Raw genomic sequence first — 24,623 nt, forward strand, 5'->3', positions numbered from 1 at the left:
CCGCAGATCGTGCGCGAGGTGTCGGTGCCGGCCAACGGCACGCTCCTGATCGACAAGCCGCTGCGCTCGGGCCAGCAGGTGTATGCGCGCGGCGGCGACGTGGTGGTGACGGCCATCGTGAGCTTCGGCGCCGAAGTCATCGCCGACGGCAACGTGCATGTGTACGCGCCGCTGCGCGGCAAGGCCATTGCCGGTGCGCGCGGCAACACCGAGGCGCGGATCTTCTCGACCTGCATGGAAGCGCAGCTCGTGGCGATCGCCGGCATCTACCGCACGAACGAAGTGCCGCTGCCCGAGCCCGTGCTCGGCAAGCCCGCCCAGGTGCGCCTGGACGGCAAAAAGATAGCGATCGACGCGATCCCCTGAGATGACGCAGGAACAGGAACGCGGCGACGCCGAACATCAATCGACAACTGAATCGAAACAAGAAGGAATGGCGATGGCCAAAATTGTGGTGGTGACCTCGGGCAAGGGCGGCGTCGGCAAGACGACCACGAGCGCCAGCTTCGCGTCGGGCCTTGCGCTCGCCGGCAAGAAGACGGCCGTGATCGACTTCGACGTGGGCCTGCGCAACCTCGACCTCATCATGGGCTGCGAACGCCGCGTGGTGTACGACCTGATCAACGTGATCCAGGGCGAAGCCAACCTGAGCCAGGCGCTCATCAAGGACAAGCAGTGCGACAACCTGTTCGTGCTGGCCGCCTCGCAGACGCGCGACAAGGAAGCCCTGTCGCAGGAAGGCGTGGAGAAGGTGCTGACCGACCTGGCCGCCATGGACTTCGACTACATCGTCTGCGACTCGCCCGCCGGCATCGAGACCGGCGCCATGATGGCGATGCACTTCGCCGACGAGGCGCTGATCGTCACCAACCCCGAAGTCTCTTCGGTGCGCGACTCGGACCGCATCCTGGGCATGCTCAGCAGCAAGACCAAGCGCGCCAAGGACGGCGGCGAGCCGATCAAGGAGCACCTGCTGATCACCCGCTACAACCCGAACCGCGTGGCCGGCGGCCAGATGCTCTCGCTGGAAGACATCCAGGACATCCTGCGCATCAAGCTGATCGGCGTGATCCCCGAGTCGGAAAGCGTGCTGCACGCCTCCAACCAGGGCGTGCCCGCCATCCACGACAAGGACACCGACGTGGCCCAGGCGTACAGCGACGTGGTCGCACGCTTCCTTGGCGAAGACAAGCCGATGCGCTTCGTCGAAGCCGAGAAGCCGGGCTTCTTCAAACGGATTTTCGGGAGCAAGTAGGCATGTCGTTTCTCTCGTTCCTGCTGGGTGAGAAGAAGAAGACTGCGAGCGTTGCCAAGGAGCGCCTGCAGATCATCCTCGCTCACGAGCGCTCCAGCCTCAGCGGCAAGAAGCGCCCCGATTACCTGCCGGAGCTCCAGCGCGAGCTGGTGGCGGTGATTTCCAAGTACGTGTCGATCAACGCCGACGACATCAAGGTCCACCTGGAAAAGCAGGACGACCTCGAAGTGCTGGACATCAAGATCGAACTGCCGGATCCGGCGCCCGTGCCGGCGCGCTGAACCCCGGCCTTCAGGACCGGGGCGGCGCCACCACGAAGCGTGCCACCTGGTCCAGCACCGCCGCCTCCTTGAGGATGCGGCGGTGGCCCCATCCCTGCGTGGGAAAGAGCCTTGCCCCGGCGATCGCATCACGAAATGCCTCGGCATCGGCAAAGCGGTTCACGCGGTCGTCGCGGTCATGCACGATCAGCGTCGGCTGCGCGATGCGCGGCCCCACGGCGGCGGGCTCCAGCTGTTGCATCAGGATGCCCTCGCGCGCTTCGATGAGGCGCTGCATGCCGGCCCGCGTGCGCTCGCTGAGGCCGAACACCTGCGCGAAGTAGCGCGTGTACTCGCGCGGCGAAGCCGGCGGCGCCAGCAGCACCAGCCGTTCGGTCGGCAACCCCCGCCCCGCCGCATAGGCCAGCGCATTGGCCCCCAGCGAATGTGCGATGGCCGCGCGCAGCACATGGCCGTCGGCACCGAGCCGCGCCGTGACGTAGTCGATGGCCCGCGCGAACTGCGGCAGGTTGCTGGCCGTGCCGGCGCTGCGGCCGTGCGCCGGCATCTCCAGCAGCACGGGCCGCAGGCCCTGCGCGGCCACGGCTTGCGCCAGCGGCAGCATCTGGCCCGCATGGCCGCCCCAGCCGTGCACCAGCAGCACGACCGGCGCCGATTCGGCCCCCGAGTCCTGCGCGGCGAGGTGGTAGATGCCGAGGTTCGCGTCCTCGAACGACCAGGCCTCGCGGCGCCAGTCGGCGCCGGGGTGCTGGCCCCGGTACAACCACTTGGGTGGCAGCGGCGTGCCGAACACGCGGTAGGCCGCGCGCACGCCGAGCGCGGGCCACACCCGCTGCGAGGCACCGAGGCCGAAGCGCATCGCGCGCATCAGCGGGCTGGCGCTGTAGTAGCCGGGAGGGGCGGTGGTGCTGGTGGTGCTTGTCATGGGGAAGGCTTTCTTTGAGAGGCTCAGTCAGTACCAGACCCAGTCCTGATTGCTGCACGGCAGGCTGCGCAGCGTGTCCTGCACGCCGCGCACACCGAGGAGGGCCGCATAGGCGGCGAGAAAGAGGGCAATGATCAGCATGGGGCTTCTCCTTTTTTATCGCACGATGGTGCGAAATTAAGGCAAACGAAGAGGCAATGAATCGTCGTCTGCGGATGCGCCTCAGGCGCGGTAGCTGGAAAGAAGGCGCTGCCAGGTCAAGCCCGCGCGCTCGGCCGCATGTCCGTCGCGCAAGAAGCGCGCGTCGTGCAGCTGGTTCATCATGATTCCGTTGATCTCGCTGACGAGTTGGGCCGGATCGGTGTCGGCCTTGAGCTCGCCGGTCTCGACCGCCTGCAGCACCGTGCGGCGCAGCGCGGCGCGCCAGCGCGTGATCTCGTCGAGCAGCAGGTCGCGCAGCTCGCCTTCGCGGTCGTCGAACTCGAAGGCGCCGGCCACGTAGAGACAGCCGGTCTGGGCCTCCACGTCGCGCGTGCGGGCGATCCAGCGCGCAACGATGTCGTTCAGGCGCGGCAGGCCCTTGGGCTTCTGCATGGCGGGCACGAACACTTCGGCCAGGAAGCCGCGGCCGTACTCCTCGATGACGGCCTTCTGCAGCGCCTCGCGCGAACCCACGCGCGAGAACACGCCGCTCTTGGACAGCCCCAGCCGGCTCGCAACGGCCTGCAGCGAGATCGCCTCCAGCCCTTCGGCCAGCGCGAGATGCATCGCCGCGCCGACGATGGCGGCGCGGGTGAGTTCGCTTTTCTGGGTCTTGGCGTCCATGCGGCGAACTTTAGCACAGTCGTGCGAAACATCAAGATCCCCACGCAGAATGGCTTCATAGATGTTTTGCTCATGTGAAACCAACAAACGCATCGTTCCCCGCATAAGCACTTCTGCCGAGAATCGCCGGTCGGCCCCGTCCGGGGTCCGGACCTTTCACCTCCTCGCGCCAGATGAACTTCCAACAGCTGCGCTCGGTACGCGAGGCCGTTCGTTGCGGCTTCAACCTGACCGAGGTCGCCCACACCCTTCACACCTCGCAGCCCGGCGTGAGCCGGCAGATCCGCGAACTCGAGGAAGAGCTCGGCATCGAGCTCTTCGTGCGTGCCGGCAAGCGGCTCACGGGCCTCACCGAGCCCGGCGGCCATGTGCTGCCGATCATCGAGCGCATGCTGATGGAGAGCAGCAACCTCAAGCACGCGGGCCAGGAGTTCGTCGCGCAGCAAAGCGGTCTGCTCTCGGTGGCGGCCACGCACTCGCAGGCGCGCTATGCGATGCCCGTGGCGGTGCAGGAATTCCGTGCGCAGTTCCCGAACGTGAAACTGCACCTGCACCAGGGCTCGCCCAAGCAGATCGCGCAGATGCTGCTCGACGGCGAGGCCGACGTGGGCATCGCCACCGAGGCACTGGGCGACTACCCGCAGCTGGTCGCCCTGCCCTGCTATCGCTGGACGCACTCGGTGATCGTGCCGCCCAGGCACCCGCTGCTGGATGCGCCGCTCACGCTCGAAGCGCTCACGCAGTACCCGCTGATCACCTACGACACGGGCTTCACGGGCCGCTCGCGCATCGACGAGGCCTTCGAGCAGCGCGACCTGCAGCCCAACATCGTGCTGGCCGCGATGGACGCCGACGTCATCAAGACCTACGTGCAGCTGGGCCTGGGTGTGGGCATCGTCGCCGGCGTGGCCTACGAGGCCGAACGCGACACGCAATTGCGCGCGCTCGATGCGGGGCGGCTGTTCGGCATCAACCTCACCAAGCTCGCGGTGCGGCGCGGCAACTACCTGCGCAAATACGTCTACGCCTTCATCGAATCATTCGCGCCGACGCTGACGCGCGCCATTGTCGAGAAGGCCTTGGGCGACGAGGTCAAGGCTTCTCACTACGAGATTTAGTTCTTGTGCCACGAAATCGACACTTTGGGCTCCAGGGTTGAAAAGAATGCATGCAGCTTCACACAAGCGGCGTACATTCGGGTTAATTCCTTGGCTCCCGAAACGGATCAGCAATGGCATCGACTTCGCAGCAGCAGCAACAGGCCGCCCGGGCCGCCCAGAAGGCGGCAGACGCAGCAGAGAAACGCGAACGCCTGAAACGTGCGCTGCCCGCCACGGTCGAACTGCTGCAAAGCCGCCAGGCCGATCGCATCGACGACCACGACATCGATGCCTACGTCGATCTCAACTGGCTCGAATGGCATGGCGGCGGCTTGCGCCTCACCATCACCGGGCGCAACGTGTGTGCCCAGTCGGCCGCCACCGCGGTGGCCTGACAGGCAGACAAGCCCGCTCGTCTCTCCTCCCCAAAAAAGCAAACCGCCACAGTCACCTGTGGCGGTTTTCGCATGCGGAGAATGAAGAGGCTTACTGGCCCGCGATGATCTGCGCGATCAGGCCCGTGGCGATGGCCGCGAGCACGTAGTCGCCACCCACGCCCACCCACTGGTAGCCGCGCGGCGGTTGCTGCAGGCGGTAGGCGCGCCAGTCGTTCACCACGTAGTTGCGGCCGCGGTATTCCATCGGTACGCGACCGCCGCGGCGCCACTCGGTGTGCGGCTGCGGAAAGCCGCGGCGATCGAACTGGCGCCCGTCGCGGAAGTCCTGGTCGCCGCGGTAGCCGGCGTGGGGACCGCGATGCGCGCGGTGATCGTCGCGCTGCTCGTAGCGGCCGCCGCCGGGACGGTGGTCGTCGCCCCGGCGATCTTGCGCCAGCGCGCTTCCAGCCGCCAGGGACATTGCGAGCGCCGCAACGGCGGCAGTGGTCAGGCGCTTGGTACGGAAGATCATCTGGAACTCCTTTGTTGGTGTGTGATGACGGCTTCATTCTGGGCAGCGCATGTGTCCGCTTCGGGTGCATCAGGTCGCCGTCCGATGAAATCCGGTAAGCGCAGGTATCCGTACGGCGTCTCGTCCTTCATGCGTCTTTCGGGCTTCGCTGGCTTAAGCTGCGCGCCACATGAAACGACGTCACCTCCTCCAGCTGCTGGCCGGCGTGCCGGCCACCGCCCTGCTTGCCGCGTGCGGCAAACGAAAGGCCTCTTCCGCCAACGCCCTCAAGGCGGACGCCCGCGTGCTGGCGCTGGGCGACAGCCTGACCTTCGGCTATGGCGCGTCGCCGGAGACCTCCTGGCCCGCGAAGCTGGGCGAGCTCACGGGATGGCAGGTGGAGAACGCGGGCGTCAACGGCGACACGTCGGCGGGTGCGTTGCAGCGCCTGCCCGCGCTGCTGTCCGCCGGCAGCTACGACGCGATCCTGATCGGCATCGGCGGCAACGACATGCTGCGCGGCGTGTCGCCTGCAAGCACGCGCGAGAACCTCGCGGCGCTGATCGAGCAGGCGCGCGCGCACACCTCGCATGTGGCGGTGCTGGCCACGCCCGCGCCCGATGCCATGCGCGCGGTGGTCGGCTCGCTCAGCGACGCGCCGTTCTATGAAGAGGTGGCGAAGTCGGGCCAGGCGCTGCTCGTCGCCGGTGTGTATTCGAGCGTGCTGTCGGATGCGGCCCTGCGCTCGGACCGCATCCACGCGAACGCGCAGGGCTACGCCAAGGTGGCGGAGCAGCTGGCCGACCAGCTCAAGGCTGCGGGCTGGCGCTGAGGGCTGTGGCGCGGTCGTCGGAGCGCGTCGATTCGCGCGCTGTGGCACCACGCACCGGCAGGCTCTCCAGCACGCCGAACAGCAGTTCCATCGCGGTGAAGCCGAGGACGATCACGCTGGCCCCCTGCGTCACAGCGTAGGCCTGCCAAGTGGCGAACAGGAAGCGCGCCACGGCGTCATAGCGGCCATAGCGCAAGCGCGGATCGCGGATGCGCAGCACGGCCCAGACGGTGACCACGGAGCCGAGCAGGTTGGCCATCAACATGTGCACCGGGTCGAAGGCCGGAAAGCTGCCCGGCAGCTGCAGCGTCTGGATGGTCCACAGCAGCAGAGCGTGCACTGCGGCAAAGGTCCATGGCGTGGCGAAGCCGATGGTCACCACGAGGTCGTACCAGGCACTGGCGCGGACGATGCGTTGGTAGGTGGGAAGCGCGATCATGAAGAAGAGCCCTGCAGGGAGTGAAGAAGCCCCGGAAGCTAAAGCCTCGGGTACGCTCCAGGGTCAAGCACATTCTTCAAAGAAGGACCACAGACCATGCAGATCGGCCAGCTGGCTTCGGCGACGGGCTTGAGTCGCGACACGCTGCGCTTCTACGAAGAGCGCGGCCTGATCCGCGCGCAACGCGGCGGCAACGGCTACCGGGTCTATGCGAAGGAAACCGTGCAGATGGTGGGCTACATCCGCACCGCGCAGAAGCTCGGCTTCAGCCTCCACGAGATCGGCGACAACCTGCCCGCGGTGTGGGAATCGGCCGCACCCGATCAAGCCATCGCGGCGCTGCTGGCCGACAAGGTCGCGGTCATCGACCAGAAGATCGCCGAGCTGAACGCGCTGCGGCAGGACCTGCTGAAGCGCGTGCCCGCCGGCTGCCCGATGGCTCAGGCGGCCTGCGCGCGCAGCAGGTCGACGTAGGCGCCCTGCACCAGCTGGTCCTCGGTCACACCGAGCCGGGCCATGAGCGCATGGGCTTCGGCCACGCCGGCGTCGGCAGGCTCGCCCTCCTGCAGCACCACCTCGAGTTCGAGGAATTCACCGAGCCCTTCGACACGGTCCAGATGCACACGCGTGCGGCCCACCAAGAACAGGCGGCGCTGCTTGCGCACGCGGCCGGCCTGGCCCCAGGCGAGCGTGAGCGATTCGCGCAGCGCGTCGGGCGTGGTGACGGGCGTGATCAGGTAGAACGATTCCTTCGGGCCGCTGCTGTCGGCGCGGCAGTAGAAGATGAGTTCGGCGCGATCGGGCGCGAAGGTGCGTAGCTTGAGACGGTCGGCGCTGTGGGCGCAGCGGAAGAAGGTGTCGTCTTGCGCGATCTCGATGGGCCCCTGGTCGGCGAGTGTCGCGACGATGCTTGCGATGCGATCGACGCTGTCGATGCGAGCCTTGATCTCTACGTTTCTCGCCATATCAGGATCTCCCCCAGGCTGCGCGCACTTCGTGTCGCTTCGCCAACCCCCGTCCGGGGGCAACACCTGCGGCCCGGCAGAGCCGGTTCCGCGGTGTTTCTGGATTGACGCGGTCGATGATCAAGGCGCGTTGCCCTGCGGCCCCACAGGCGGCGGTGCCGCGCGTCCGCTGGAGCCCGGTGCCAGCTTGCGTCCGAAGGATTCACCGACGTTACGCACGGGCCGACTGGCCTTCTCCGACACGTTGGCGACGCCGCGGCGCGTGGCCGCATCGGCGCGGTTGACGCCACGGCCGGCGGCATTGGTGCCGCGCTGCACGCCGCCCACCACCTTGCCATTGCGCGATGGCGACTTGATGGTGTGGGCGCGTTCCGCCTGGGGCGGGTTGTCGGCGCTCTGCGCCTGCGCGGTGGTCGCGGCCAGCATCAGCAAGGCACCACCTGCCGCTGCGAGGGCCAGGGATTGGAATGAAGTGGTCATGGGGAACCTCCTTGTCAGTCGTTGGGTTCGTCGACGGTGTCTGCGGCTGCGGCGCGCGCCATGCGCTCGCTCTTCCAGTACACGTCATCGCCGCCGTTCATGCGGTTGAGCACGCGCGCGAGCACGAAGAGCAGGTCGCTGAGCCGGTTGAGGTACTGGCGCGGCGCATCGTTGAGTTCAGTGCTGGCGCCCAGCGACACCACCGCGCGCTCGGCGCGCCGCGCCACGGTGCGGCACACATGCGCCTGCGAGGCCGCGCGCGTGCCGGCCGGCAGGATGAATTCGGCCAGGCGCGGCAATGCGGCGTTGTGGTCGGCCAGTGCGTTGTCGATCTGCAGCAGCGCCTCCGGCTTGAGCAGCGTGAAACCGGGCATCGAGAGCTCGCCGCCGAGGTTGAAGAGCTGATGCTGCACGTCGACCAGAAGCTCGCGCACGGGCTCTGGCAGCGGCTCGCACAGCAGCACGCCGATGTGTGAGTTGAGTTCGTCCACGTCGCCCATCGCGTGCACGCGCAGATGGTCCTTGGGCACGCGGGTGTTGTCGCCCAGGCCGGTGGTGCCGTCGTCGCCGGTGCGGGTGGCGATCTGTGAGAGTCGGTTGCCCATGAAGGCTCCTGTGGGGTTGCCTACAGCGCGACCGTCGATGCGTCGATCTTGCCGGCCAGCCATTGCAGGCCTGCAAGATGCTGCTGGTCGTGGCTGCAGAGGTAATGAATGAGGCTGCGCATCGTGAGCGGGCCGTAGCCCTCGAACACGGCCGTGCGCGCGAGCTGCGCGTCGCTCAGCTGCGAGACGATCTCCATCGTCTGCACGCGCGCCAGGCGGAACTCGGCAAGCACTGTCGCGGCATCGGCCGCGCCGTAGTTGCGTTCGATGGCCAGCGGTTCGCTGTCGATCGATGCGAGCGTCGGATGGGCCTCGGCAAGCGTGCGCCGGAAACGCACATGGTAGCCCTCGATCTCGATGTCGCGCACATGGCACAGCTGCTCGATGGCAGTGAAGGCCTCGCTGGGCACGCCCTCCCGCGAAGGCGGCGCCCAATGCCGGAAAGCCTCGGGAATGGCCGCGTAGTGGGCTTCGAGCTGCGAGGGGAAAGCCGCAAGGGCTGCAAGGGTCGTGGGGTTCATGTCTTCTACCGAAGCGCATTATGGTGCGCGCTCCGTAAAATGACCGATCCCCCTCAGCCCCTCCAGGAGACGCCCGATGAACGCCCCGACTTCCACTTCGCATCTGATGCCGGCGCTTCATCTGCGCGATGTGCCCGCGGCCCTGATCGACGGGCTGAAGGCGCGCTTCGGCGACAACTGTTCCACGGCGATGGCGGTGCGCACGCAGCACGGTCGCGACGAGTCCTCGTTCGACGCGCCACCGCCCTCGGCCGTGGTGTTCGCCGAGAGCACGCAGGACGTGGCCGATGCCGTGAAGCTCGCGAGCGAACACAGCGTGCCGGTCATCCCCTTCGGCGTGGGCTCTTCGCTCGAAGGCCACCTGCTCGCGGTGCAGGGCGGCATCAGCATTGACGTGTCGCGCATGAACCAGGTGCTGTCGATCAACGCCGACGACCTCACGGTGACCGTGCAGCCGGGCGTCACGCGCAAGCAGCTCAACGAAGAGATCAAGAGCACGGGCCTGTTCTTCCCCATCGACCCGGGCGCCGACGCCTCCATCGGCGGCATGACGGCCACGCGCGCCAGCGGCACGAACGCGGTGCGCTACGGCACGATGCGCGAGAACGTGCTGGCGCTCGAAGTGGTCACGGCCAGCGGCGATGTCATCCGCACCGGCACGCGCGCCAAGAAGTCGTCGGCCGGCTACGACCTCACGCGCCTCATGGTGGGCAGCGAAGGCACGCTGGGCGTGGTCACCGAGGTCACGCTGCGCATCTACCCGCTGCCCGAAGCGGTGTCGGCGGCGATCTGCTCGTTCCCGAGCATCGAGGCCGCGGTGCGCACCACCATCGAGACGATCCAGCTGGGCGTGCCGATCGCGCGCGTCGAACTGATCGACGTGAACACGGTGCGCATGGTCAACGCCTACGCCAAGCTGGGCCTGCGCGAAGAGCCGATGCTGCTGATGGAATTCCACGGCTCGCCGGCCGGTGTGAAGGAGCAGGCCGAGACGGTGCAGGAGATCGCCAGCGGCCACGGCGGCAACGCCTTCGAATGGGCCAGCACACCGGAAGAACGCACGCGCCTGTGGACCGCGCGGCACAACAGCTACTTCGCGGCCGTGCAGTCGCGCCCGGGCTGCCGCGTGATCTCCACCGACACCTGCGTGCCGATCTCGCGCCTGGCCGACTGCCTGCTCGACTCGGTGGCCGAGGCCGACGCCAGCGGCATCCCCTACTTCCTCGTCGGCCACGTGGGCGACGGCAACTTCCACTTCGGCTACCTGCTCGACCCGAACATCCCCGAAGAGCGCGTGAAGGCCGAGGAACTGAACCACGCGCTGGTGAGCCGCGCGCTGGCGCTCGAAGGCACCTGCACCGGTGAGCACGGCGTGGGCCTGCACAAGATGGACTTCCTGGTGACCGAGGCCGGCGTGGGCGCGATCGACATGATGCGCACGATCAAGCGCGCGCTCGATCCGAAGAACATCATGAATCCCGGCAAGATCTTCAGCCTCTGATCCCTCTCGATCACACATGAAAAAGCCCGGCGACTCGCGAGAGCGCCGGGCTTTTTCGTTGGCCCGAAGGCCGACGGGTTCTGGTTCTCTTACCTGCGGCGACGTGCCGGTGCCGGCTCCGGCGGCACGTAGGTCTGCGACGGCGCCGCACCGCCGTCCACGCCCAGGCGGCCACCGCCACCGAGGCCCTGCCCACGCACGGTCTGTGCCTTGTAGTTGCGCAGCGAACGGACCATCTGGTTGAAGGCATCCATGAAGGCTGCGGCGATCACCTTGCCCTGCGCGGTGTTGGTGTAGCCGCCGAGGCCACCGGCGCCGCTGCGACCGGCCAGGCCACCAAAGGCGCCGAAATCGGTCTTGGAGGCGCTGCCCTCGGCCGCTGCGACCTGCACGCCCGAGCGGTTGTCGATGAGCGTCAGCAGCGCGCTGGCTTCCTTGGTCTGCATGCTGCCGCCGATGGCTGCGATGGCGCGGCCACGGCCGCCGCCCACGAGGCCGCCGAGCGCACCACCGATGCCGCCGGCATCGCTGTTGCTGAACACGATCTCGGGCGACAGCCCGTAGTCCGAAGCGACCATCTGGCCGCGGCCGAAGTTGCTGCCGCCGCGCATCTCGCCCGACTGCTGCAGCGCGCGTTCACGCGTCATGGCATTCATGCCGGCCGCACCGCGCTCGACCACCACGAAGCAGTTCGACTGCTGCACCAGCAAACGCAACAGATTTGCAGTAGGTGGCAGGCGGTACTCACCCGTGAGGATCGTGTACCAGCCGGCATTGACGTTCTCGACCAGCGACACGGTGCCCAGCGGCGACTCGCAGCGCTCGAGCTGGCTGCTTTCACCCGACGTGGCACCGCCGGCGGCGCTGCCCGTGGCCATGGTCTTGGCGGACTGGCTGCCCATCTGCATGTCGGTGGTGGCGCAGCCCGTGAGCAGCAACGCGCCGACCGCGACGGCAGCGAGCGGGAATTTGGTGGCGAAGAACGGCATGGTCGACTCCCTCGGTTCGATGGCGGTGTTTTTGCAAAGGTGAAAAAACCGCGATCGAGGATACGCGCAAAGGATTGCAGGAATCAATCAAACGAACGCGAGGGTCCGTCTTCTCAAAAGAAACTAGGCCGTTCGGCGGATGCGCTCGATGAGTCCGTTGAGCGCCTCGATGGAGCCGAAGTGGATCGCCAGCTCGCCGCTTTCGCCGCGCTTCGTGCGCTTCTTGATGCGCACCTCGACCTCGGCCGTGAGCAGGTCGGCCAGCTCTTCTTCCACGCGCTGCAGGTCGCGCGACTTCTCGCCGGCATTGCCGCGCCGCGAGGGCGTGAGCGTGAACTCGGCCGCGAGCTTCTTCACCAGCGCCTCGGCCTCGCGCACCGACATCTTTTTGGCGGCGATCTGGTTGGCGGCGGTGATCTGCGTGCCGCGGTCGAGCGACAGCAGCGCGCGCGCGTGGCCCATGTCGATGTCGCCGGCCATCAGCATCAGCTGCGCGGGCTCGGCCAGGTTCAGCAGGCGAAGCAGGTTGCTGGCAGCGCTGCGTGAACGGCCCACGGCCTGGGCCGCCATTTCGTGAGTGAGCCCAAACTCTGTGACCAGGCGTTGCAGGCCTTGAGCTTCTTCCAGCGGATTGAGGTCTTCGCGCTGGATGTTCTCGATGAGCGACATGGCCGCCGCGGACTCGTTGGGCACATCGCGCACGAGCACCGGCACCGTGTCCAGGCCCGCGAGCCTGGCGGCACGGAAGCGCCGCTCGCCCGCGATGATTTCGTATTCGGCGTTCTTGGCCGCGGCCGATTCGGCATCGAGCCGGCGCACCAGGATCGGCTGCATGATGCCCTGCACCTTGATGCTCTCGGCCAGCTCGTAGAGCGCGCCCTCGTCCATGCGGGTGCGCGGCTGGTAGACGCCGGCCACCATCTGGTCGAGCTTCAGGGTGTTGGGGTTCTGGGGTGCACCGCCCTCTTCTGCCGAGGTGCCGCCGAGCGGACCGCCGTGGTCGGCGGAGGGTGCGGCCGTCGGGCCGAGCAGCGCTTCGAGGCCGCGGCCCAGGCCCTTGGGTTTCTTGGTCGCCATCAGTGCGTGTCTTTCGAGAGGTCGTTCAGGAGTTGCCGGCCTTCGGGCCAGTCGCCCAGGCCGGATTCGGCGTTCAGGTGGCCGCCCTTGCCGGCGTCGACGAAGCGTGCGCCCCAGTCGCTGGCCAGCTGCTTCGAGCGCGAGGCTTCGCAATACGGGTCGTCATTGGCGGCGATCAGCACCGCCGGGAACGGCAAGGGCTTGCGCACGATCGGTGCCCAGCCGGGAATCAGCTGGCGCAGGTCGTCACGCTCGAGGTCGCCGGGCGCCACCAGCAGCGCACCCCGCACCTTGTGCGTGTGGCGCGAATGAGCAGCCCAGGCGGCGGTGAGGATGCAGCCGAGGCTGTGCGCGGCCAGCACCACGGGGCCCGGGGCGGCCAGCACTTCTTCTTCGAGGCGCGCCGACCAGTCGCCGCGCAGCGGTCGCATCCACTCGTGCTGGTCGACGCGGTGGTCGCCGTAGACCGACTCCCAGCGGGTCTGCCAATGGCCGGGGCCGCTGTTCTGCCATCCGGGCAGCAACAGGATGCGAGGTTCACTCATGGCTTTTTTGCTACGAACTTGATAGCACACCTCGCCTCATGAGCAAGGTGGGCGGGTGTCAGGCAGGGTTGGAATCGGTGTCGGCGACGGAGGACGGCGCAGCGGCCAGCACATCGTCGGGAATCGGCAAGTCGGGCACCACACGGGGCGCAGGTTCGACCGGCGGCGCGGCCGCACCCGAGGTGAACGCGCTGGCAGGCGGCATCTTGGCGACCAGCTCCTCGGCGAAGCTGATGAAGGCCTGGCTGCCACGGGCCGAAGGATCGAACACCACACCGGGCAACCCGTAGCTCGGTGCTTCGGCGAGGCGCACATTGCGCGGAATCACGGTGTCGAACACCTTGTCGCCGAAGTGGGACTTGAGCTGCTCGCTCACCTGCTGCTGCAGCGTGATGCGCGGATCGAACATCACGCGCAGCAGGCCGATGATCTGCAGGTTCTTGTTGAGATTGGCGTGCACCTGCTTGATGGTGTTGACTAGGTCGGTCAGTCCTTCGAGCGCGAAGTACTCGCACTGCATCGGCACGATCACGCCGTGGGCCGCGCACAGGCCGTTGAGCGTCAGCAGGCTCAGGCTCGGCGGGCAGTCGATCAACACGAAGTCGTACTCGGCACCGACCGCGGCCAGCGCGGTGCGCAGACGCTTTTCGCGGCGGTCGAGCGCGACCATTTCGACTTCGGCTCCCGCCAATTCGCGGTTGGCGCCCAGCACGTCGTAGCTGGCTTCCGCCTCGATGAGCTTGTCGGACTTCACCCGCGCTTCGGCCACCGAGGCCGATTCGAGCAGCACGTCGTACACCGTGAGTTCGAGCTGGCGCTTGTCGATGCCCGAACCCATGGTCGCATTGCCCTGGGGATCGAGGTCGATCATCAGCACGCGCTGGCCTACCCTGGCCAAGCCGGCGGCGAGATTGACGGTGGTGGTGGTCTTGCCGACGCCGCCCTTCTGGTTGGCGATGCAGAAAATCTTGGCCATGTGTCGTCAGTGCGGGTCGTCGGGGTCGGTCAGCGCGAGATCGCGAGCTTGATGCCGAAGGCAATCAGGAAGGTGCCAGCCAGCTTTTCGAGCGTGGCCGAGATGCGGGGATTGGCGCGGATGCGTTCTGCCAGGAAGTGCGTGAGCAGCGTCGAGGTCAGGCCGTACAGGAAGGTCAGCGCGGCGATGGTCACGGCCATGGCGCCGAAAGTGATGAGGCCCTGGTGGCGCGCCGGATCGACGAACAGCGGAAAGAAGGCCATGTAGAACACGATCGCCTTGGGGTTCAGCAGGGTGATCGTCAGCGCCTGGCGCAGGAAATGGCTCGGGCGGATGTTCAGGATCGGCGCCGCACCGGGCTTGGCCAACAGCATCTTGAGGCCGAGCCACGCCAGGTAGGCAGCGCCCAGCCATTGCACTGCCTTGAATGCGGCCGGATAAGCGGCCAGCACGGCGGACACGCCCGCCACCGCCGCCCACATCAGGAACTGGTCCCCGATGATCACGCCGAAGGTCGCCGCCAGACCGCCACGAATCCCGCCTTTGCTGGTCGAGGTGATCAGCGCCAGATTGCCCGGGCCGGGAATCAGAAGAAACAGGACGATGGCGGCGACGAATGCGCCGTAGTCAGCGATGCCGAACATGGGATTTGCCTCGAAAAAGAGAGCCAGGGGGAGGCTTCGAGTCTAAGGCAGGCCGGCGCTGGGAAGATTGCTCCGGCACCGGCTTTTGCCGGCGCCGGAGCATCTTTTATGAATCAAACCGTCTCTTTGCGCGCCCAGACGATGCAGCGCTCGGCGTCCAAACCCGGCACGGTCAGTTGTTCCACGTGAAACACTGCGACGCCAGCAGGCAAGGCGGCGAGTTCATCGGTCGGCAGCTTGCCCTTCATGGCCAGCCAGACACCGCCCGGTGCCAGCAGATTCATCGAGCCGTTGAAGAAGTCGGGCAGCGAAGCGAAAGCGCGCGAGCTGATGACCTCATAGCTGCCGGCCAGCGATTCGACCCGCGCGTGCACGCCGCGCAGGTTCGGCAGCTCCAATTCGGCGGCCACTTGCTGAACGAAGGCGGCCTTCTTGGCGACGGCATCGAGGCAACTGACTTCGATGTCGGGTCGCATGATCGCGATCACCACGCCCGGCAGCCCGCCGCCGGAGCCGACGTCGAGCAGCCTGCCCTTCCCTGTCCACTCGCGCTGCAAGGGAGCGACGGCGGCGAGGCTGTCGAGCAGGTGGTGCGTCATCACGCCGGCCGGGTCGCGCACGGCCGTCAGGTTGTAGACCTTGTTCCATTTGAGCATCAGCGTGCCGTAGGCCAGCAGCTGTTCGGCTTGCGTGTCGGACAGGGCCACGCCCAGGGCGGCTGCGCCTGCCCGCAGCGTGTCGAGGGGTGTCGCGCTCATGGTGCGGTGGTGGTGGCAGTGTCGGCGGCGGCATCGCGGGCAAAGGCTTTGTGCCCGCCCTTTCGCAGATGAATCATCAGCAGCGAGATTGCGGCGGGCGTCACACCCGAGATGCGCGATGCCAGCCCCAGCGTTTCGGGCCGGTGCTTGTCCAGCTTCTGGCGCACTTCGAAGCTCAGGGCCTTGACCTGGCCGTAGTCGAAATCGACCGGCAGCTTCAGGTTCTCGAAATGGGCGGCGCGCTCGACTTCGTCGTGCTGGCGCTCGATGTAGCCGGAGTACTTGGCCGAGATTTCGATCTGCTCGATCTCGGGCGCACTCAGCGCGGAGGCAGCGCTGTACTTGCCGCCGTCCAATGTCATCAGGGTCGCATAGTCCACATCAGGCCGGCGCAGCAGGTCGGCCAGGTTGTATTCGTGCTCGATGGCCTTGCCCAGCACACGCTCCGACTCGGCTGCCGGCAGGTTGCGGGGGTTCACCCAGATCGACTTGAGTCGCTCTGTTTCACGTGAAACAGCATCGCGCTTTCGGCTGAACGCATCCCAGCGGGCGTCGTCCACGAGGCCCAGCTTGCGCCCTGCTTCGGTCAGGCGCATGTCGGCGTTGTCCTCGCGCAGCTGCAGCCGGAACTCGGCGCGGCTGGTGAACATGCGGTACGGCTCGGTCACGCCCTTGGTGATCAGGTCGTCGACCAGCACGCCCAGGTACGCTTCGTCGCGGCGCGGCAGCCAGGTGTCTTCGCCACGGCATTGAAGCGCGGCATTGATGCCGGCGAACAAGCCCTGGGCCGCCGCCTCTTCGTAACCGGTGGTGCCGTTGATCTGCCCGGCGAAGAACAGGCCGCGAATCGCGCGGGTCTCGAAGCTGCTCTTGAGTTCGCGCGGGTCGAAGTAGTCGTACTCGATGGCGTAGCCCGGGCGCAGGATGTGGGCGTTTTCCAGCCCCGGCATCGAGCGCACCAGCTGGTACTGGATGTCGAACGGCAGGCTGGTCGAGATCCCGTTCGGGTAGTACTCGTTGGTCGTCAGGCCTTCGGGCTCCAGGAAGATCTGGTGGCTGTCCTTGTCGGCGAAGCGGTTGATCTTGTCCTCGACGCTCGGGCAGTAGCGCGGACCCACACCGTCGATCTTGCCGGTGAACATCGGGCTGCGGTCGAAGCCTGAACGGATGATGTCGTGCGTGCGCTGGTTGGTGTGCGTCACCCAGCACGGCATTTGCTGCGGGTGCATCTCGACCTTGCCCATGAAGCTGAACACCGGCATCGGCCCTGCCCCACCGGGCATGCCGTCGCCGGGCTGCTCGGTGCACTTCGAGAAATCGATGCTGCGGCCATCGAGCCGGGGCGGCGTGCCGGTCTTCAGGCGCCCTTGCGGCAGCTTCAGTTCCTTCAGGCGTGCCGACAAACTGATTGCCGGTGGGTCGCCCGCGCGGCCGGCCTGGTAGTTGTCGAGGCCGACGTGGATGCGGCCGTCGAGGAAGGTGCCGGCGGTCAGCACCACGGTGCGTGCGCGGAAGGCAATGCCCACCTGCGTGACGGCGCCGACCACACGGTCACCTTCGATCATCAGGTCGTCGACGGCTTGCTGGAACAGACTCAGGTTCGGCTGGTTTTCCAGGCGATGGCGGATCGCGGCCTTGTACAGCACACGGTCGGCCTGGGCGCGCGTGGCGCGCACGGCCGGGCCCTTGCTCGAATTGAGGATGCGGAACTGGATGCCCGCCTCGTCCGTGGCAATGGCCATCGCGCCGCCGAGCGCATCGACCTCCTTCACGAGGTGGCCCTTGCCGATGCCGCCGATCGACGGGTTGCAGCTCATCTGCCCCAACGTCTCGATGTTGTGGGAGAGCAGCAGCGTCTTGGCGCCCATGCGCGCGGCGGCGAGCGCGGCTTCGGTGCCGGCATGGCCACCGCCGACGACGATCACATCGAATTCTTCGGGGTACAGCATTGGAAAAAGAGGCGCACCACAGACGCGTGCGCAGCGCAAAAAAAGGGCACTAATTTTAAGCGGCGATGCCCTGCCGCAACCCCTGTGTGGACAAGCTAGGGAGCCACGCCAAAATTGGCCTGAAGCCCCGTCTTTATTGATTTAATTGCTATATATTTAATAGCAAACAATTCGCACTGGGCGGTGATTTGAGACGGGTCACAGCACCGGTTCAGGCTTCTCGATGCCTCGCAGCTCACCACTGGGTGCCGGCGTGCGAGCCGGCGCAACCCGTTCGTCCTGCAGTTCACGCACCGCCAGCTTCTTGTCGGTCATGCGCACGGCGCCGAAGATCGTCGAGAAGGCCACGTCCTTCGCATCGCGCCCGGTGCCCACGCGCACCAGCCGATCGACGGGCGCCATGCGCGTCGGATCGAACAGCACCCACTGCCCGCCGAGCCAGGCTTCGAACACGGCATGGAAATCCTGTGGCGGTTCGTCGAACCACACGTAGCCGACCACCAGCCGCGCCGGAATGTTGAGCGCGCGGCAGAAGGTGATGCCCAGGTGCGCGAAGTCGCGGCACACGCCGGCGCGCTGCACGAACACCTCGCGCGCCGTGGTCGTCGAATCGCTGCTGCCCGGCACGTAGACGATGCTCTCGTGGATCCAGTCGGCAATCGCCTGCACCCGGCCGATACCCGGTGGCAGGTCGCCGAAGAGCTGCTGCGCGCAGCGGGCCAGCAGGTCCGACTCGCAATAGCGCGTGGGCAGCAGGTCGCCCAGCACGGCGTCCGGCAATTGGTTCACCGGCACCTCGGGCAGGGTGGCCGGCACATGAACGGCCGGACGCCGGACCGTCGCGCGGTAGGCGATGGTCAGCGGCCCGGGCTGGGCGTCGAAGCGCACGAAGCGATTGCCGCTGTCGGGCTCGCAGCCCGCCTGCCGTCGCACCGGTGGCGGCTCGATGCTCAGCGTCTCGGACAGCACCGTCTGCGCACCCGTGCGCGTGGCTTCGATGTTCAGCCGCAGGTGCGCCGGTGCATCCACCTCGTAGTCCAGGCGCAGGTCGATGTGCGACAGGTGCATGGCGGGAGCCCACGGCGCAGCATGCGGCAGTGCGGTCAATCGATCGCCTTCTTCACCGCCCCGACCCCGAGCGCGGCCAGCACCACGAACAGCACCGCCAGCACGAGGAACAGGCCGAACAGCAGCTTGGCGATGCCTGCCGCACCCGCCGCCACACCGCCGAAGCCCAGCAGCCCCGCCACGAGCGAGATGACCGCAAAAATGATCGCGTACTTGAGCATGGTGAACCACTCCTTTGTTGCCTTGCGGCAGGCATGCGCCGCCGTGTCCGGACTGTAGGAAGCACCGGCAGACCGTCCGATAGTCGGCGCGCGCGAGCCACCGTAGGACAAAAACGCAAGGCGGCCAAACCCGATAGCATCCCTTCCGGTCGCACAGATCTTTTTCTTTTATCCATTGGAGTTTTTCGAATGAAGCTGTACTACTCGCCCGGCGCCTGCTCGCTCTCGCCTCACATCGCGCTGCACGAAGCAGGCATCGCCTTCGAGCCCGTGATGGCCAGCACCAAGAGCCACAAGCTGCAGGACGGCACCGACTACTACGGCATCAACCCGCTGGGCTACGTGCCCATGCTCGAACTCGACGACGGCACCCGCCTGCGCGAAGGCCCGGCCATCGTTCAATACATTGCCGACCTCGCCCCCACCAAGAACCTGGCCCCCGCCAACGGCACGATGGCGCGCTACCGCCTGCAGGAATGGCTGACCTTCATCGGCACTGAGATGCACAAGGGCTTCAGCCCGCTGTTCAACCCGGCCATGCCCGAAGAAGCCAAGACCATCTCCAAGGACAAGCTCAAGGCGCGCTTCCAGTGGCTCGACAGCGAACTCGCCGCCAAGCAGTACCTGATGGGCGAGCACTTCAGCGTGGCCGACGGCTACCTGTTCACCGTCACCAACTGGTCCAAGCCCACCGGCCTGGACATCTCGGGCTTCCCCAACCTGCTGGCCTGGCATGCCCGCGTGGGCGCCCGCCCCGCCGTTCAGGAAGCAATGAAGGCCGAAGGCCTGCTGAAGTAAGCCGAAGCGCGCAGAACGCGACGCAAGCTGCGATCCGGCCCCACCAAGGGAAAACCCGGATCACCACAGCCACAAGCCGCATGCCGCGGCTTTTTTTTCGGGCGACGCTCGAGCATCCGTCATCAGGAAGCCGAGCCGTCCATGTCCGAATCTCCCCCTCCTTCTTCATCCCCCGCCGAACTGCGCGAAGAGATGCGCGGGCCCGTCATGTGGCTCACCATCGACCGCCAGGAGCGCCGCAACGCCATCAACGCGGCCGTACTCGAAGGCCTGTCCGATGCGCTGACCCGCGCCAACCGCGACACCGCCGTGCGCGCCGTGGTGCTCACCGGTGCCGGCACGCGCGCCTTCTGCGCGGGCGCCGACCTGCAAAGCGGCACCTCCTTCAAGTTCGACTACGCCGCGCCCTACCAGGGCATGGCCAACCTCTTTCGCCAGGCGCGGCAATCGACCGTGCCGCTCATCGCGCGCGTCAACGGCGCCTGCATGGCGGGCGGCATGGGCCTCATGGCGATGTGCGACATGGCGGTGGCCAGCCGCCAGGCCGTGTTCGGCCTGCCCGAGGTGAAGGTCGGCGTGTTTCCTGCGCAGGTGCTCAGCGTGCTCGGCGGCCTGCTGCCGCGCCGCGTGCTGGCCGAGATGTGCATCACCGGCGAACCGATCGACGCCGCGCAGGCGCTCGAACTCAAGCTTGTGAACCGCGTGAGCGACGACGTCGATGAAAGCGTGGATTGGCTGCTCGGCCGCCTGCTGGACAAATCGCCCGCTGCCATCCGCCGCGGCCTGTACACGATGAAGAAGATCGAGGCCATGGCCTTCGAAGAGTCGATGGCCTTCACCGAAAGCCAGATCGGCCTGTTCGCGCTCACCGAAGATGCAGCGGAAGGCCAGCTCGCCTTCCGCGAGAAGCGCAAGCCGCAATGGAGCGGCCGATGAACAGCAGTCGCAGCAACCACCACCACAACGAACGCATCGTCCGCATCGGCGGCGCTTCCGGCTTCTGGGGCGACAGCAGCGTCGGTGCACCGCAGCTCGTGGCCAGCGGGCAGATCGACTATCTCGTGTTCGACTACCTCGCCGAACTCACCATGTCGATCCTCGCGGGCGCGCGGCTCAAGAAGCCCGAGCTGGGCTACGCGACCGACTTCGTCTCGGTCGCCATGAAAGCCGTGCTGAAGGATGTCGTGACACAGGGCATCCGCGTCGTGAGCAACGCGGGCGGTGTCAATCCGCAAGGCTGCGCCGATGCGCTCGCGGCACTGGCCGCCGAGCAAGGCGTCGCGCTGAAGATCGCCGTAGTCAGCGGCGACGACGTGTCGCCGCTGCTGCCGGAGTTGCGCCAGTCGCAACCGCCCGTGCGCGAACTGCAAAGCGGCGCGCCCCTGCCCGAGCGCGTGCTCAGCGCCAATGCCTACCTGGGCGCGCGCCCGATCCAGGCCGCGCTCGACGCGGGCGCGCAGGTGGTCATCACCGGGCGCTGTGTCGACTCGGCCGTCACGCTCGGCGTGCTGATGCACGAATTCCAATGGCAGCCCGGCGACTACGACCGCCTCGCCGCGGGCAGCCTGGCGGGCCACATCATCGAATGCGGCTGCCAGGCCACCGGCGGCCTGCACACCGACTGGGACACCGTGCCCGACTGGCCGAACATCGGCTATCCCATCGTCGAATGCAGCGCCGACGGCAGCTTCGTCGTCACCAAGCCTGCGGGCACCGGCGGCAAAGTCACGCCCGCCGTCGTGGGCGAGCAGATGCTCTACGAGATCGGCGACCCCGCGGCCTACCTGCTGCCTGACGTGGTGGCCGACTTCACGCAGGTGCGCATCGAACAGGCAGGCGAACATCGCGTGCGTGTGCATGGCGCGCAGGGCCGTGCACCCACCGACAGCTACAAGGTCTGCGCCACGTATGTCGACGGCTTCAAGACGGCAGCGCAACTCACGATCGTCGGCTTCGACGCCGTGGCCAAGGCGCGGCGCACCGGCGAGGCGATCCTCGCGCGCACCGGCGCCCTCTTCGCGCAACAGGGCATCGGGCCCTACAGCGGCACGCAGCTCGAGGTGCTCGGCGCCGAGTCCTGCTACGGGCCGCATGCGCAGACCCAGGCGCAGCAGATTCGCGAAGCCGTGCTGCGCCTCGCGGTGACGCATCCGCGCAAGGAGGCGCTGGAGCTGTTCGCGCGCGAGGTCGCACCGGCCGGCACCTCGTGGGCGCCCGGCACCACGGGCGCGGGCGGCGGACGCGCGTCGGTGTCGCCCTCGATCCGGCAGTACGCGTTCCTGCTCGACAAGGTGCGTGTGAGCCCGCAGGTGCGCATCGACGGTCAGCCCGTCGATGTGCCCGCGACCGTCGCCGTCCCCGATGCTCAGCGCCCCGCGCATGCCGCCGATGCATTTCCCCTGGCCACGCCCGGCGACGACGCCATCGAAGTCCCGCTGATCCGCCTCGCATGGGCCCGCAGCGGCGACAAGGGTGACACCTCCAACATCGGCGTCATCGCGCGCCATCCCGACCTGCTGCCGCTGCTGCGCGCACAGCTCACCGAAGCGCGTGTGGCCGCATGGCTCGCGCACCTGGTGCAAGGCCGCGTCACCCGCCACGAAGTGCCCGGCATCCACGCCTTCAACTTCGTGTGTGAACAGGCGCTCGGCGGTGGCGGCATGGCCTCGCTGCGCAACGACCCGCTGGGCAAGGGCATGGGACAGATCCTGCTGGCGCTGCCCGTGCGCGTGAGCCCGGCGTTGCTGGCGGCGTTGCCTGCCTAGCACCAATCGGGACAACCGTGCGACAGCAGGGTTGAGACGGGCGGCTTAGCCTTGCGCCTGTTTCAACTCTGCTCCCTCCATCCGCGATGTCCACCCTTTTCGACCCCGTCCAGGCCGGTGACCTGAAGCTCGCCAATCGCATCGTGATGGCGCCGCTCACGCGCAACCGCTCGCCCAATGCGATCCCGCCCGACATCGCCGCCACCTACTACGCCCAGCGCGCCAGTGCCGGCCTGCTCATCACCGAAGCCACCGCCATCAGCCACCAAGGCCAGGGCTACTCCGACGTGCCCGGTCTCTACGGCACCGAGCAACTCGACGCCTGGAAACGCGTGACCGACGCCGTGCACGCCCAGGGCGGCAAGATCGTCGTGCAGCTGTGGCACGTGGGCCGCGTCTCGCACACCGAACTGCAACCCGGTGGCGGCAAGCCCGTCGCGCCCTCGGCCATCACCGCCAAGACGAAGACCGTGCTCATCAAGGACGGCGTGCCGACCTTCGTCGAGACCTCCGAGCCGCGCGCACTCGATGCGGCCGAGCTGCCCGGCATCGTCCACGCCTACGCCGTGGCCGCGCGCAGCGCCGTCGAGACTGCGGGCTTCGACGGCGTGGAACTGCACGGCGCCAACGGCTACCTGCTCGACCAGTTCCTGAAGGACGGCAGCAACAAGCGCACCGACGACTATGGCGGCTCCATCGAGAACCGCGCGCGCCTGCTGCTCGAGTCCACGCGCGCCGTGGTCGACGCGGTCGGCGGCGGCAAGACCGGCATCCGCCTGTCGCCCGTCACGCCCGCCAACGACGCCTTCGACAGCGACCCCCAGCCCCTCTTCACCTACGTCGTGAAGCAGCTCGCGCCGCTGAACCTGGCCTACATCCACATCATCGAAGGCGCCACCGGCGGCCCGCGCGAAATCGCCGACCGCCCCTTCGACTACGAAGCCCTCAAGGCCGCCTACCGCGCCGCGGGCGGCAAGGCCGCCTGGATGGTCAACAACGGCTACGACCGCCCCCTGGCCGAAGAAGCCGTGAAGGAAGGCGACGACCTCGTGGCCTTCGGCAAGCCCTTCATCTCGAACCCCGACCTCGTGCGCCGCCTGCGCGAGAACGCACCGCTGAACGAGCTGGACAAGGCCACGATGTACGGGGGGGGTGTGAAGGGCTATACGGACTACCCTGCGCTGGGCTGAGCCGGACTTCAGTCGTCAACTTCTTCGCGCTTGCGCCGCCCTTTTCGGCGAGCAGCGCGTGAGGTGACGATTGTTCGCAGTGTGCGCTGCGCAGTCCCTGCAGACTGCGCCGACCTCTTGTCCTCCCCGGGAAGTCGTCGATGCCGCGCACGCTGTCTGTTTCCTCCGCCGCGATCCCCGTTGTTCTTGGCCAGGCCGCACTGGAGCCCGTGCGGCTGTCCGGTCATGAGGGTCTCAATGGCCTGTTTGCCTACGAACTGCTGCTCAAGACCCCCGATGCACTGGCCCTGTCCGGTGTCTCCCTCACCGCCGACTTCGACCTCGATGCGTTCATCGGCCGTGAGATCAGCTGCGAGATCGAGCTGGACGGTTCTACCGTTGGGCCTCGCCAGATCAACGCCCTGATCACCGACGCCGCCCTGTGGGGCGAGGAAGGCCGCCACCTCCAGTACAAGCTCACCCTGCGCCCCTGGCTGCACCTGGCCACCCTGCGCACCGATTGCCGGATCTTCCAGGACCTCGATGTCGTCCAGATCCTGGATGCGCTGCTCTCGGGTTATGCCTTCCCCGTGGACAAGCGCCTGCTCGAGCACTACCCCGTGCGCGACTACCAGACCCAGTTCAACGAGAGCGACTTCGCCTTCTTTGTGCGCCTGTGCCAGGAGTGGGGCATCAGCTACCACTTCGAGCACTCGCAGGGTAAGCACCGCCTGGTGCTCTCGGACGCCATGGGCGCCTATGCCGGCTGCGATCCGCTGTACGCGAAGGTCGAGTACCACGCTCCGGGCTGGAAGATCGATGCCGAGTACATCCACAGCTTCGTGCCCGCGCATTCGCTCACCAGCGGGGCGTATGCCACCCGGGACTACGACTACACCCGGCCCAGGGCCGATCTGAGCGTCTCCAGGCTCGATCCGCGCCTCACCGGGCAAGCCGGGAGCGAGGTCTACCAGTGGCATGCCGAAGCCGGGGGCAGCCACTACGCCCAGCCCCATGCGGGGGCGGGGGCAGGAGCAGGCAGCAGCA

The 24,623-nt window shown here is 67.2% G+C and carries 30 protein-coding genes; 13 read left to right on the forward strand and 17 right to left on the reverse strand.

Annotation, left to right across the window (positions count from 1 at the left end):
- The 3 genes from minC to minE all read left to right on the forward strand — a co-directional run.
- Positions 1-366 (forward strand): septum site-determining protein MinC (minC, locus tag D3H34_RS29080; RefSeq protein WP_119558093.1); only part of this gene is annotated, 366 nt, incomplete at its 5' end.
- Between the two features lie 73 nt (positions 367-439).
- Positions 440-1,255: a septum site-determining protein MinD gene (gene minD, locus D3H34_RS29085; RefSeq protein WP_056574723.1), complete on the forward strand. Its 816-nt coding sequence runs from the start codon at positions 440-442 to the stop codon at positions 1,253-1,255.
- Positions 1,256-1,257: 2 nt separating this feature from the next.
- Entirely contained in the window at positions 1,258-1,536 is a 279-nt protein-coding gene (gene minE, locus D3H34_RS29090) for a cell division topological specificity factor MinE (protein ID WP_119558095.1), read from the forward strand.
- Between the two features lie 10 nt (positions 1,537-1,546).
- Here the strand turns inward: minE and D3H34_RS29095 are convergent, their stop codons facing one another.
- Complete coding sequence (locus tag D3H34_RS29095; protein ID WP_119558097.1) at positions 1,547-2,461, reverse strand: alpha/beta fold hydrolase; 915 nt, start codon at positions 2,459-2,461, stop codon at positions 1,547-1,549.
- Positions 2,462-2,683: 222 nt separating this feature from the next.
- Complete coding sequence (locus D3H34_RS29100) at positions 2,684-3,286, reverse strand: TetR/AcrR family transcriptional regulator (protein ID WP_119558099.1); 603 nt, start codon at positions 3,284-3,286, stop codon at positions 2,684-2,686.
- A 173-nt stretch (positions 3,287-3,459) separates the two neighbouring features.
- On the opposite strand from D3H34_RS29100, the gene D3H34_RS29105 reads away from it, so the two are divergent.
- Positions 3,460-4,404 (forward strand): CysB family HTH-type transcriptional regulator, encoded by a 945-nt coding sequence (locus tag D3H34_RS29105; protein ID WP_119558101.1) that lies wholly within the window; start codon positions 3,460-3,462, stop codon positions 4,402-4,404.
- A gap of 113 nt (positions 4,405-4,517) precedes the next feature.
- A complete protein-coding gene (locus tag D3H34_RS29110) occupies positions 4,518-4,781 on the forward strand; it encodes a hypothetical protein (RefSeq protein ID WP_119558103.1) in 264 nt (87 codons plus the stop codon).
- A 91-nt stretch (positions 4,782-4,872) separates the two neighbouring features.
- Here the strand turns inward: D3H34_RS29110 and D3H34_RS29115 are convergent, their stop codons facing one another.
- Positions 4,873-5,295, reverse strand: coding sequence for an RcnB family protein (locus tag D3H34_RS29115; RefSeq protein ID WP_119558105.1), 423 nt, complete (start codon positions 5,293-5,295; stop codon positions 4,873-4,875).
- A gap of 169 nt (positions 5,296-5,464) precedes the next feature.
- Between D3H34_RS29115 and D3H34_RS29120 the strand changes: the two genes are divergently transcribed.
- Positions 5,465-6,106 carry a GDSL-type esterase/lipase family protein gene (locus D3H34_RS29120; protein ID WP_119558108.1) on the forward strand — a complete coding sequence of 214 codons (642 nt, stop codon included), beginning with the start codon at positions 5,465-5,467 and terminating at the stop codon, positions 6,104-6,106.
- Here the strand turns inward: D3H34_RS29120 and D3H34_RS29125 are convergent.
- On the reverse strand, positions 6,084-6,545 hold the full coding sequence (locus D3H34_RS29125) for a hypothetical protein (RefSeq protein WP_119558110.1): 462 nt from the start codon (positions 6,543-6,545) through the stop codon (positions 6,084-6,086). The two genes, D3H34_RS29120 and D3H34_RS29125, sit on opposite strands and share 23 nt — an antisense overlap.
- A gap of 96 nt (positions 6,546-6,641) precedes the next feature.
- Between D3H34_RS29125 and D3H34_RS29130 the strand changes: the two genes are divergently transcribed.
- Positions 6,642-7,019: a MerR family transcriptional regulator gene (locus tag D3H34_RS29130; RefSeq protein ID WP_119558112.1), complete on the forward strand. Its 378-nt coding sequence runs from the start codon at positions 6,642-6,644 to the stop codon at positions 7,017-7,019.
- On the opposite strand, the gene D3H34_RS29135 is transcribed toward D3H34_RS29130, so the two are convergent.
- From D3H34_RS29135 to D3H34_RS29150, 4 genes are all read right to left on the reverse strand, one after another.
- Complete coding sequence (locus tag D3H34_RS29135; protein ID WP_119558114.1) at positions 6,986-7,510, reverse strand: class IV adenylate cyclase; 525 nt, start codon at positions 7,508-7,510, stop codon at positions 6,986-6,988. The two genes, D3H34_RS29130 and D3H34_RS29135, sit on opposite strands and share 34 nt — an antisense overlap.
- 120 nt (positions 7,511-7,630) lie before the next feature.
- Complete coding sequence (locus tag D3H34_RS29140) at positions 7,631-7,990, reverse strand: hypothetical protein (protein WP_119558116.1); 360 nt, start codon at positions 7,988-7,990, stop codon at positions 7,631-7,633.
- A 14-nt stretch (positions 7,991-8,004) separates the two neighbouring features.
- Positions 8,005-8,595, reverse strand: coding sequence for a cob(I)yrinic acid a,c-diamide adenosyltransferase (locus D3H34_RS29145; protein WP_119558118.1), 591 nt, complete (start codon positions 8,593-8,595; stop codon positions 8,005-8,007).
- 20 nt (positions 8,596-8,615) lie between these two features.
- Positions 8,616-9,116 carry a DinB family protein gene (locus D3H34_RS29150; protein WP_119558120.1) on the reverse strand — a complete coding sequence of 167 codons (501 nt, stop codon included), beginning with the start codon at positions 9,114-9,116 and terminating at the stop codon, positions 8,616-8,618.
- Between the two features lie 76 nt (positions 9,117-9,192).
- Here D3H34_RS29150 and D3H34_RS29155 point away from each other — a divergent pair, with 76 nt between their 5' ends.
- On the forward strand, positions 9,193-10,617 hold the full coding sequence (locus tag D3H34_RS29155) for an FAD-binding oxidoreductase (RefSeq protein WP_119558123.1): 1,425 nt from the start codon (positions 9,193-9,195) through the stop codon (positions 10,615-10,617).
- Positions 10,618-10,706: 89 nt separating this feature from the next.
- On the opposite strand, the gene D3H34_RS29160 is transcribed toward D3H34_RS29155, so the two are convergent.
- From D3H34_RS29160 to D3H34_RS29200, 9 genes are all read right to left on the reverse strand, one after another.
- Positions 10,707-11,606 (reverse strand): CsgG/HfaB family protein, encoded by a 900-nt coding sequence (locus D3H34_RS29160; protein ID WP_119558125.1) that lies wholly within the window; start codon positions 11,604-11,606, stop codon positions 10,707-10,709.
- Positions 11,607-11,729: 123 nt separating this feature from the next.
- Entirely contained in the window at positions 11,730-12,683 is a 954-nt protein-coding gene (locus D3H34_RS29165) for a ParB/RepB/Spo0J family partition protein (RefSeq protein ID WP_119558128.1), read from the reverse strand.
- Positions 12,683-13,228 (reverse strand): RBBP9/YdeN family alpha/beta hydrolase, encoded by a 546-nt coding sequence (locus tag D3H34_RS29170; RefSeq protein ID WP_119558130.1) that lies wholly within the window; start codon positions 13,226-13,228, stop codon positions 12,683-12,685. Before D3H34_RS29170 ends, D3H34_RS29165 begins: the two co-directional genes overlap by 1 nt.
- A gap of 58 nt (positions 13,229-13,286) precedes the next feature.
- Positions 13,287-14,204: a ParA family protein gene (locus tag D3H34_RS29175; protein WP_119558132.1), complete on the reverse strand. Its 918-nt coding sequence runs from the start codon at positions 14,202-14,204 to the stop codon at positions 13,287-13,289.
- Between the two features lie 29 nt (positions 14,205-14,233).
- Positions 14,234-14,848, reverse strand: coding sequence for a LysE family transporter (locus tag D3H34_RS29180; RefSeq protein ID WP_119558133.1), 615 nt, complete (start codon positions 14,846-14,848; stop codon positions 14,234-14,236).
- 113 nt (positions 14,849-14,961) lie between these two features.
- Complete coding sequence (gene rsmG, locus D3H34_RS29185) at positions 14,962-15,606, reverse strand: 16S rRNA (guanine(527)-N(7))-methyltransferase RsmG (protein ID WP_119558135.1); 645 nt, start codon at positions 15,604-15,606, stop codon at positions 14,962-14,964.
- Complete coding sequence (gene mnmG, locus D3H34_RS29190; protein WP_119558137.1) at positions 15,603-17,555, reverse strand: tRNA uridine-5-carboxymethylaminomethyl(34) synthesis enzyme MnmG; 1,953 nt, start codon at positions 17,553-17,555, stop codon at positions 15,603-15,605. The genes rsmG and mnmG overlap by 4 nt, the downstream gene beginning before the upstream one ends.
- Positions 17,556-17,753: 198 nt before the next feature.
- A complete protein-coding gene (locus D3H34_RS29195; protein WP_119558139.1) occupies positions 17,754-18,623 on the reverse strand; it encodes a transglutaminase-like domain-containing protein in 870 nt (289 codons plus the stop codon).
- Positions 18,624-18,658: 35 nt separating this feature from the next.
- A complete protein-coding gene (locus D3H34_RS29200; RefSeq protein WP_047784513.1) occupies positions 18,659-18,844 on the reverse strand; it encodes a DUF1328 family protein in 186 nt (61 codons plus the stop codon).
- A gap of 189 nt (positions 18,845-19,033) precedes the next feature.
- On the opposite strand from D3H34_RS29200, the gene gstA reads away from it, so the two are divergent.
- From gstA to D3H34_RS29225, 5 genes are all read left to right on the forward strand, one after another.
- Positions 19,034-19,642 (forward strand): glutathione transferase GstA, encoded by a 609-nt coding sequence (gene gstA / locus D3H34_RS29205; protein WP_119558141.1) that lies wholly within the window; start codon positions 19,034-19,036, stop codon positions 19,640-19,642.
- Positions 19,643-19,783: 141 nt separating this feature from the next.
- Positions 19,784-20,578 carry an enoyl-CoA hydratase/isomerase family protein gene (locus D3H34_RS29210; RefSeq protein ID WP_119558143.1) on the forward strand — a complete coding sequence of 265 codons (795 nt, stop codon included), beginning with the start codon at positions 19,784-19,786 and terminating at the stop codon, positions 20,576-20,578.
- Positions 20,575-22,407, forward strand: a complete 1,833-nt coding sequence (locus D3H34_RS29215) for an acyclic terpene utilization AtuA family protein (protein ID WP_119558145.1) — start codon at positions 20,575-20,577, stop codon at positions 22,405-22,407. Before D3H34_RS29210 ends, D3H34_RS29215 begins: the two co-directional genes overlap by 4 nt.
- Before the next feature lie 86 nt (positions 22,408-22,493).
- The gene (locus D3H34_RS29220; protein ID WP_119558147.1) at positions 22,494-23,597 is read left to right on the forward strand and encodes an alkene reductase; all 1,104 of its coding nucleotides are present in this window, start codon (positions 22,494-22,496) and stop codon (positions 23,595-23,597) included.
- A gap of 209 nt (positions 23,598-23,806) precedes the next feature.
- Positions 23,807-24,623 (forward strand): type VI secretion system Vgr family protein (locus D3H34_RS29225; RefSeq protein ID WP_286186413.1); only part of this gene is annotated, 817 nt, incomplete at its 3' end.

The sequence above is a fragment of the Acidovorax cavernicola genome (genome assembly GCF_003581445.1).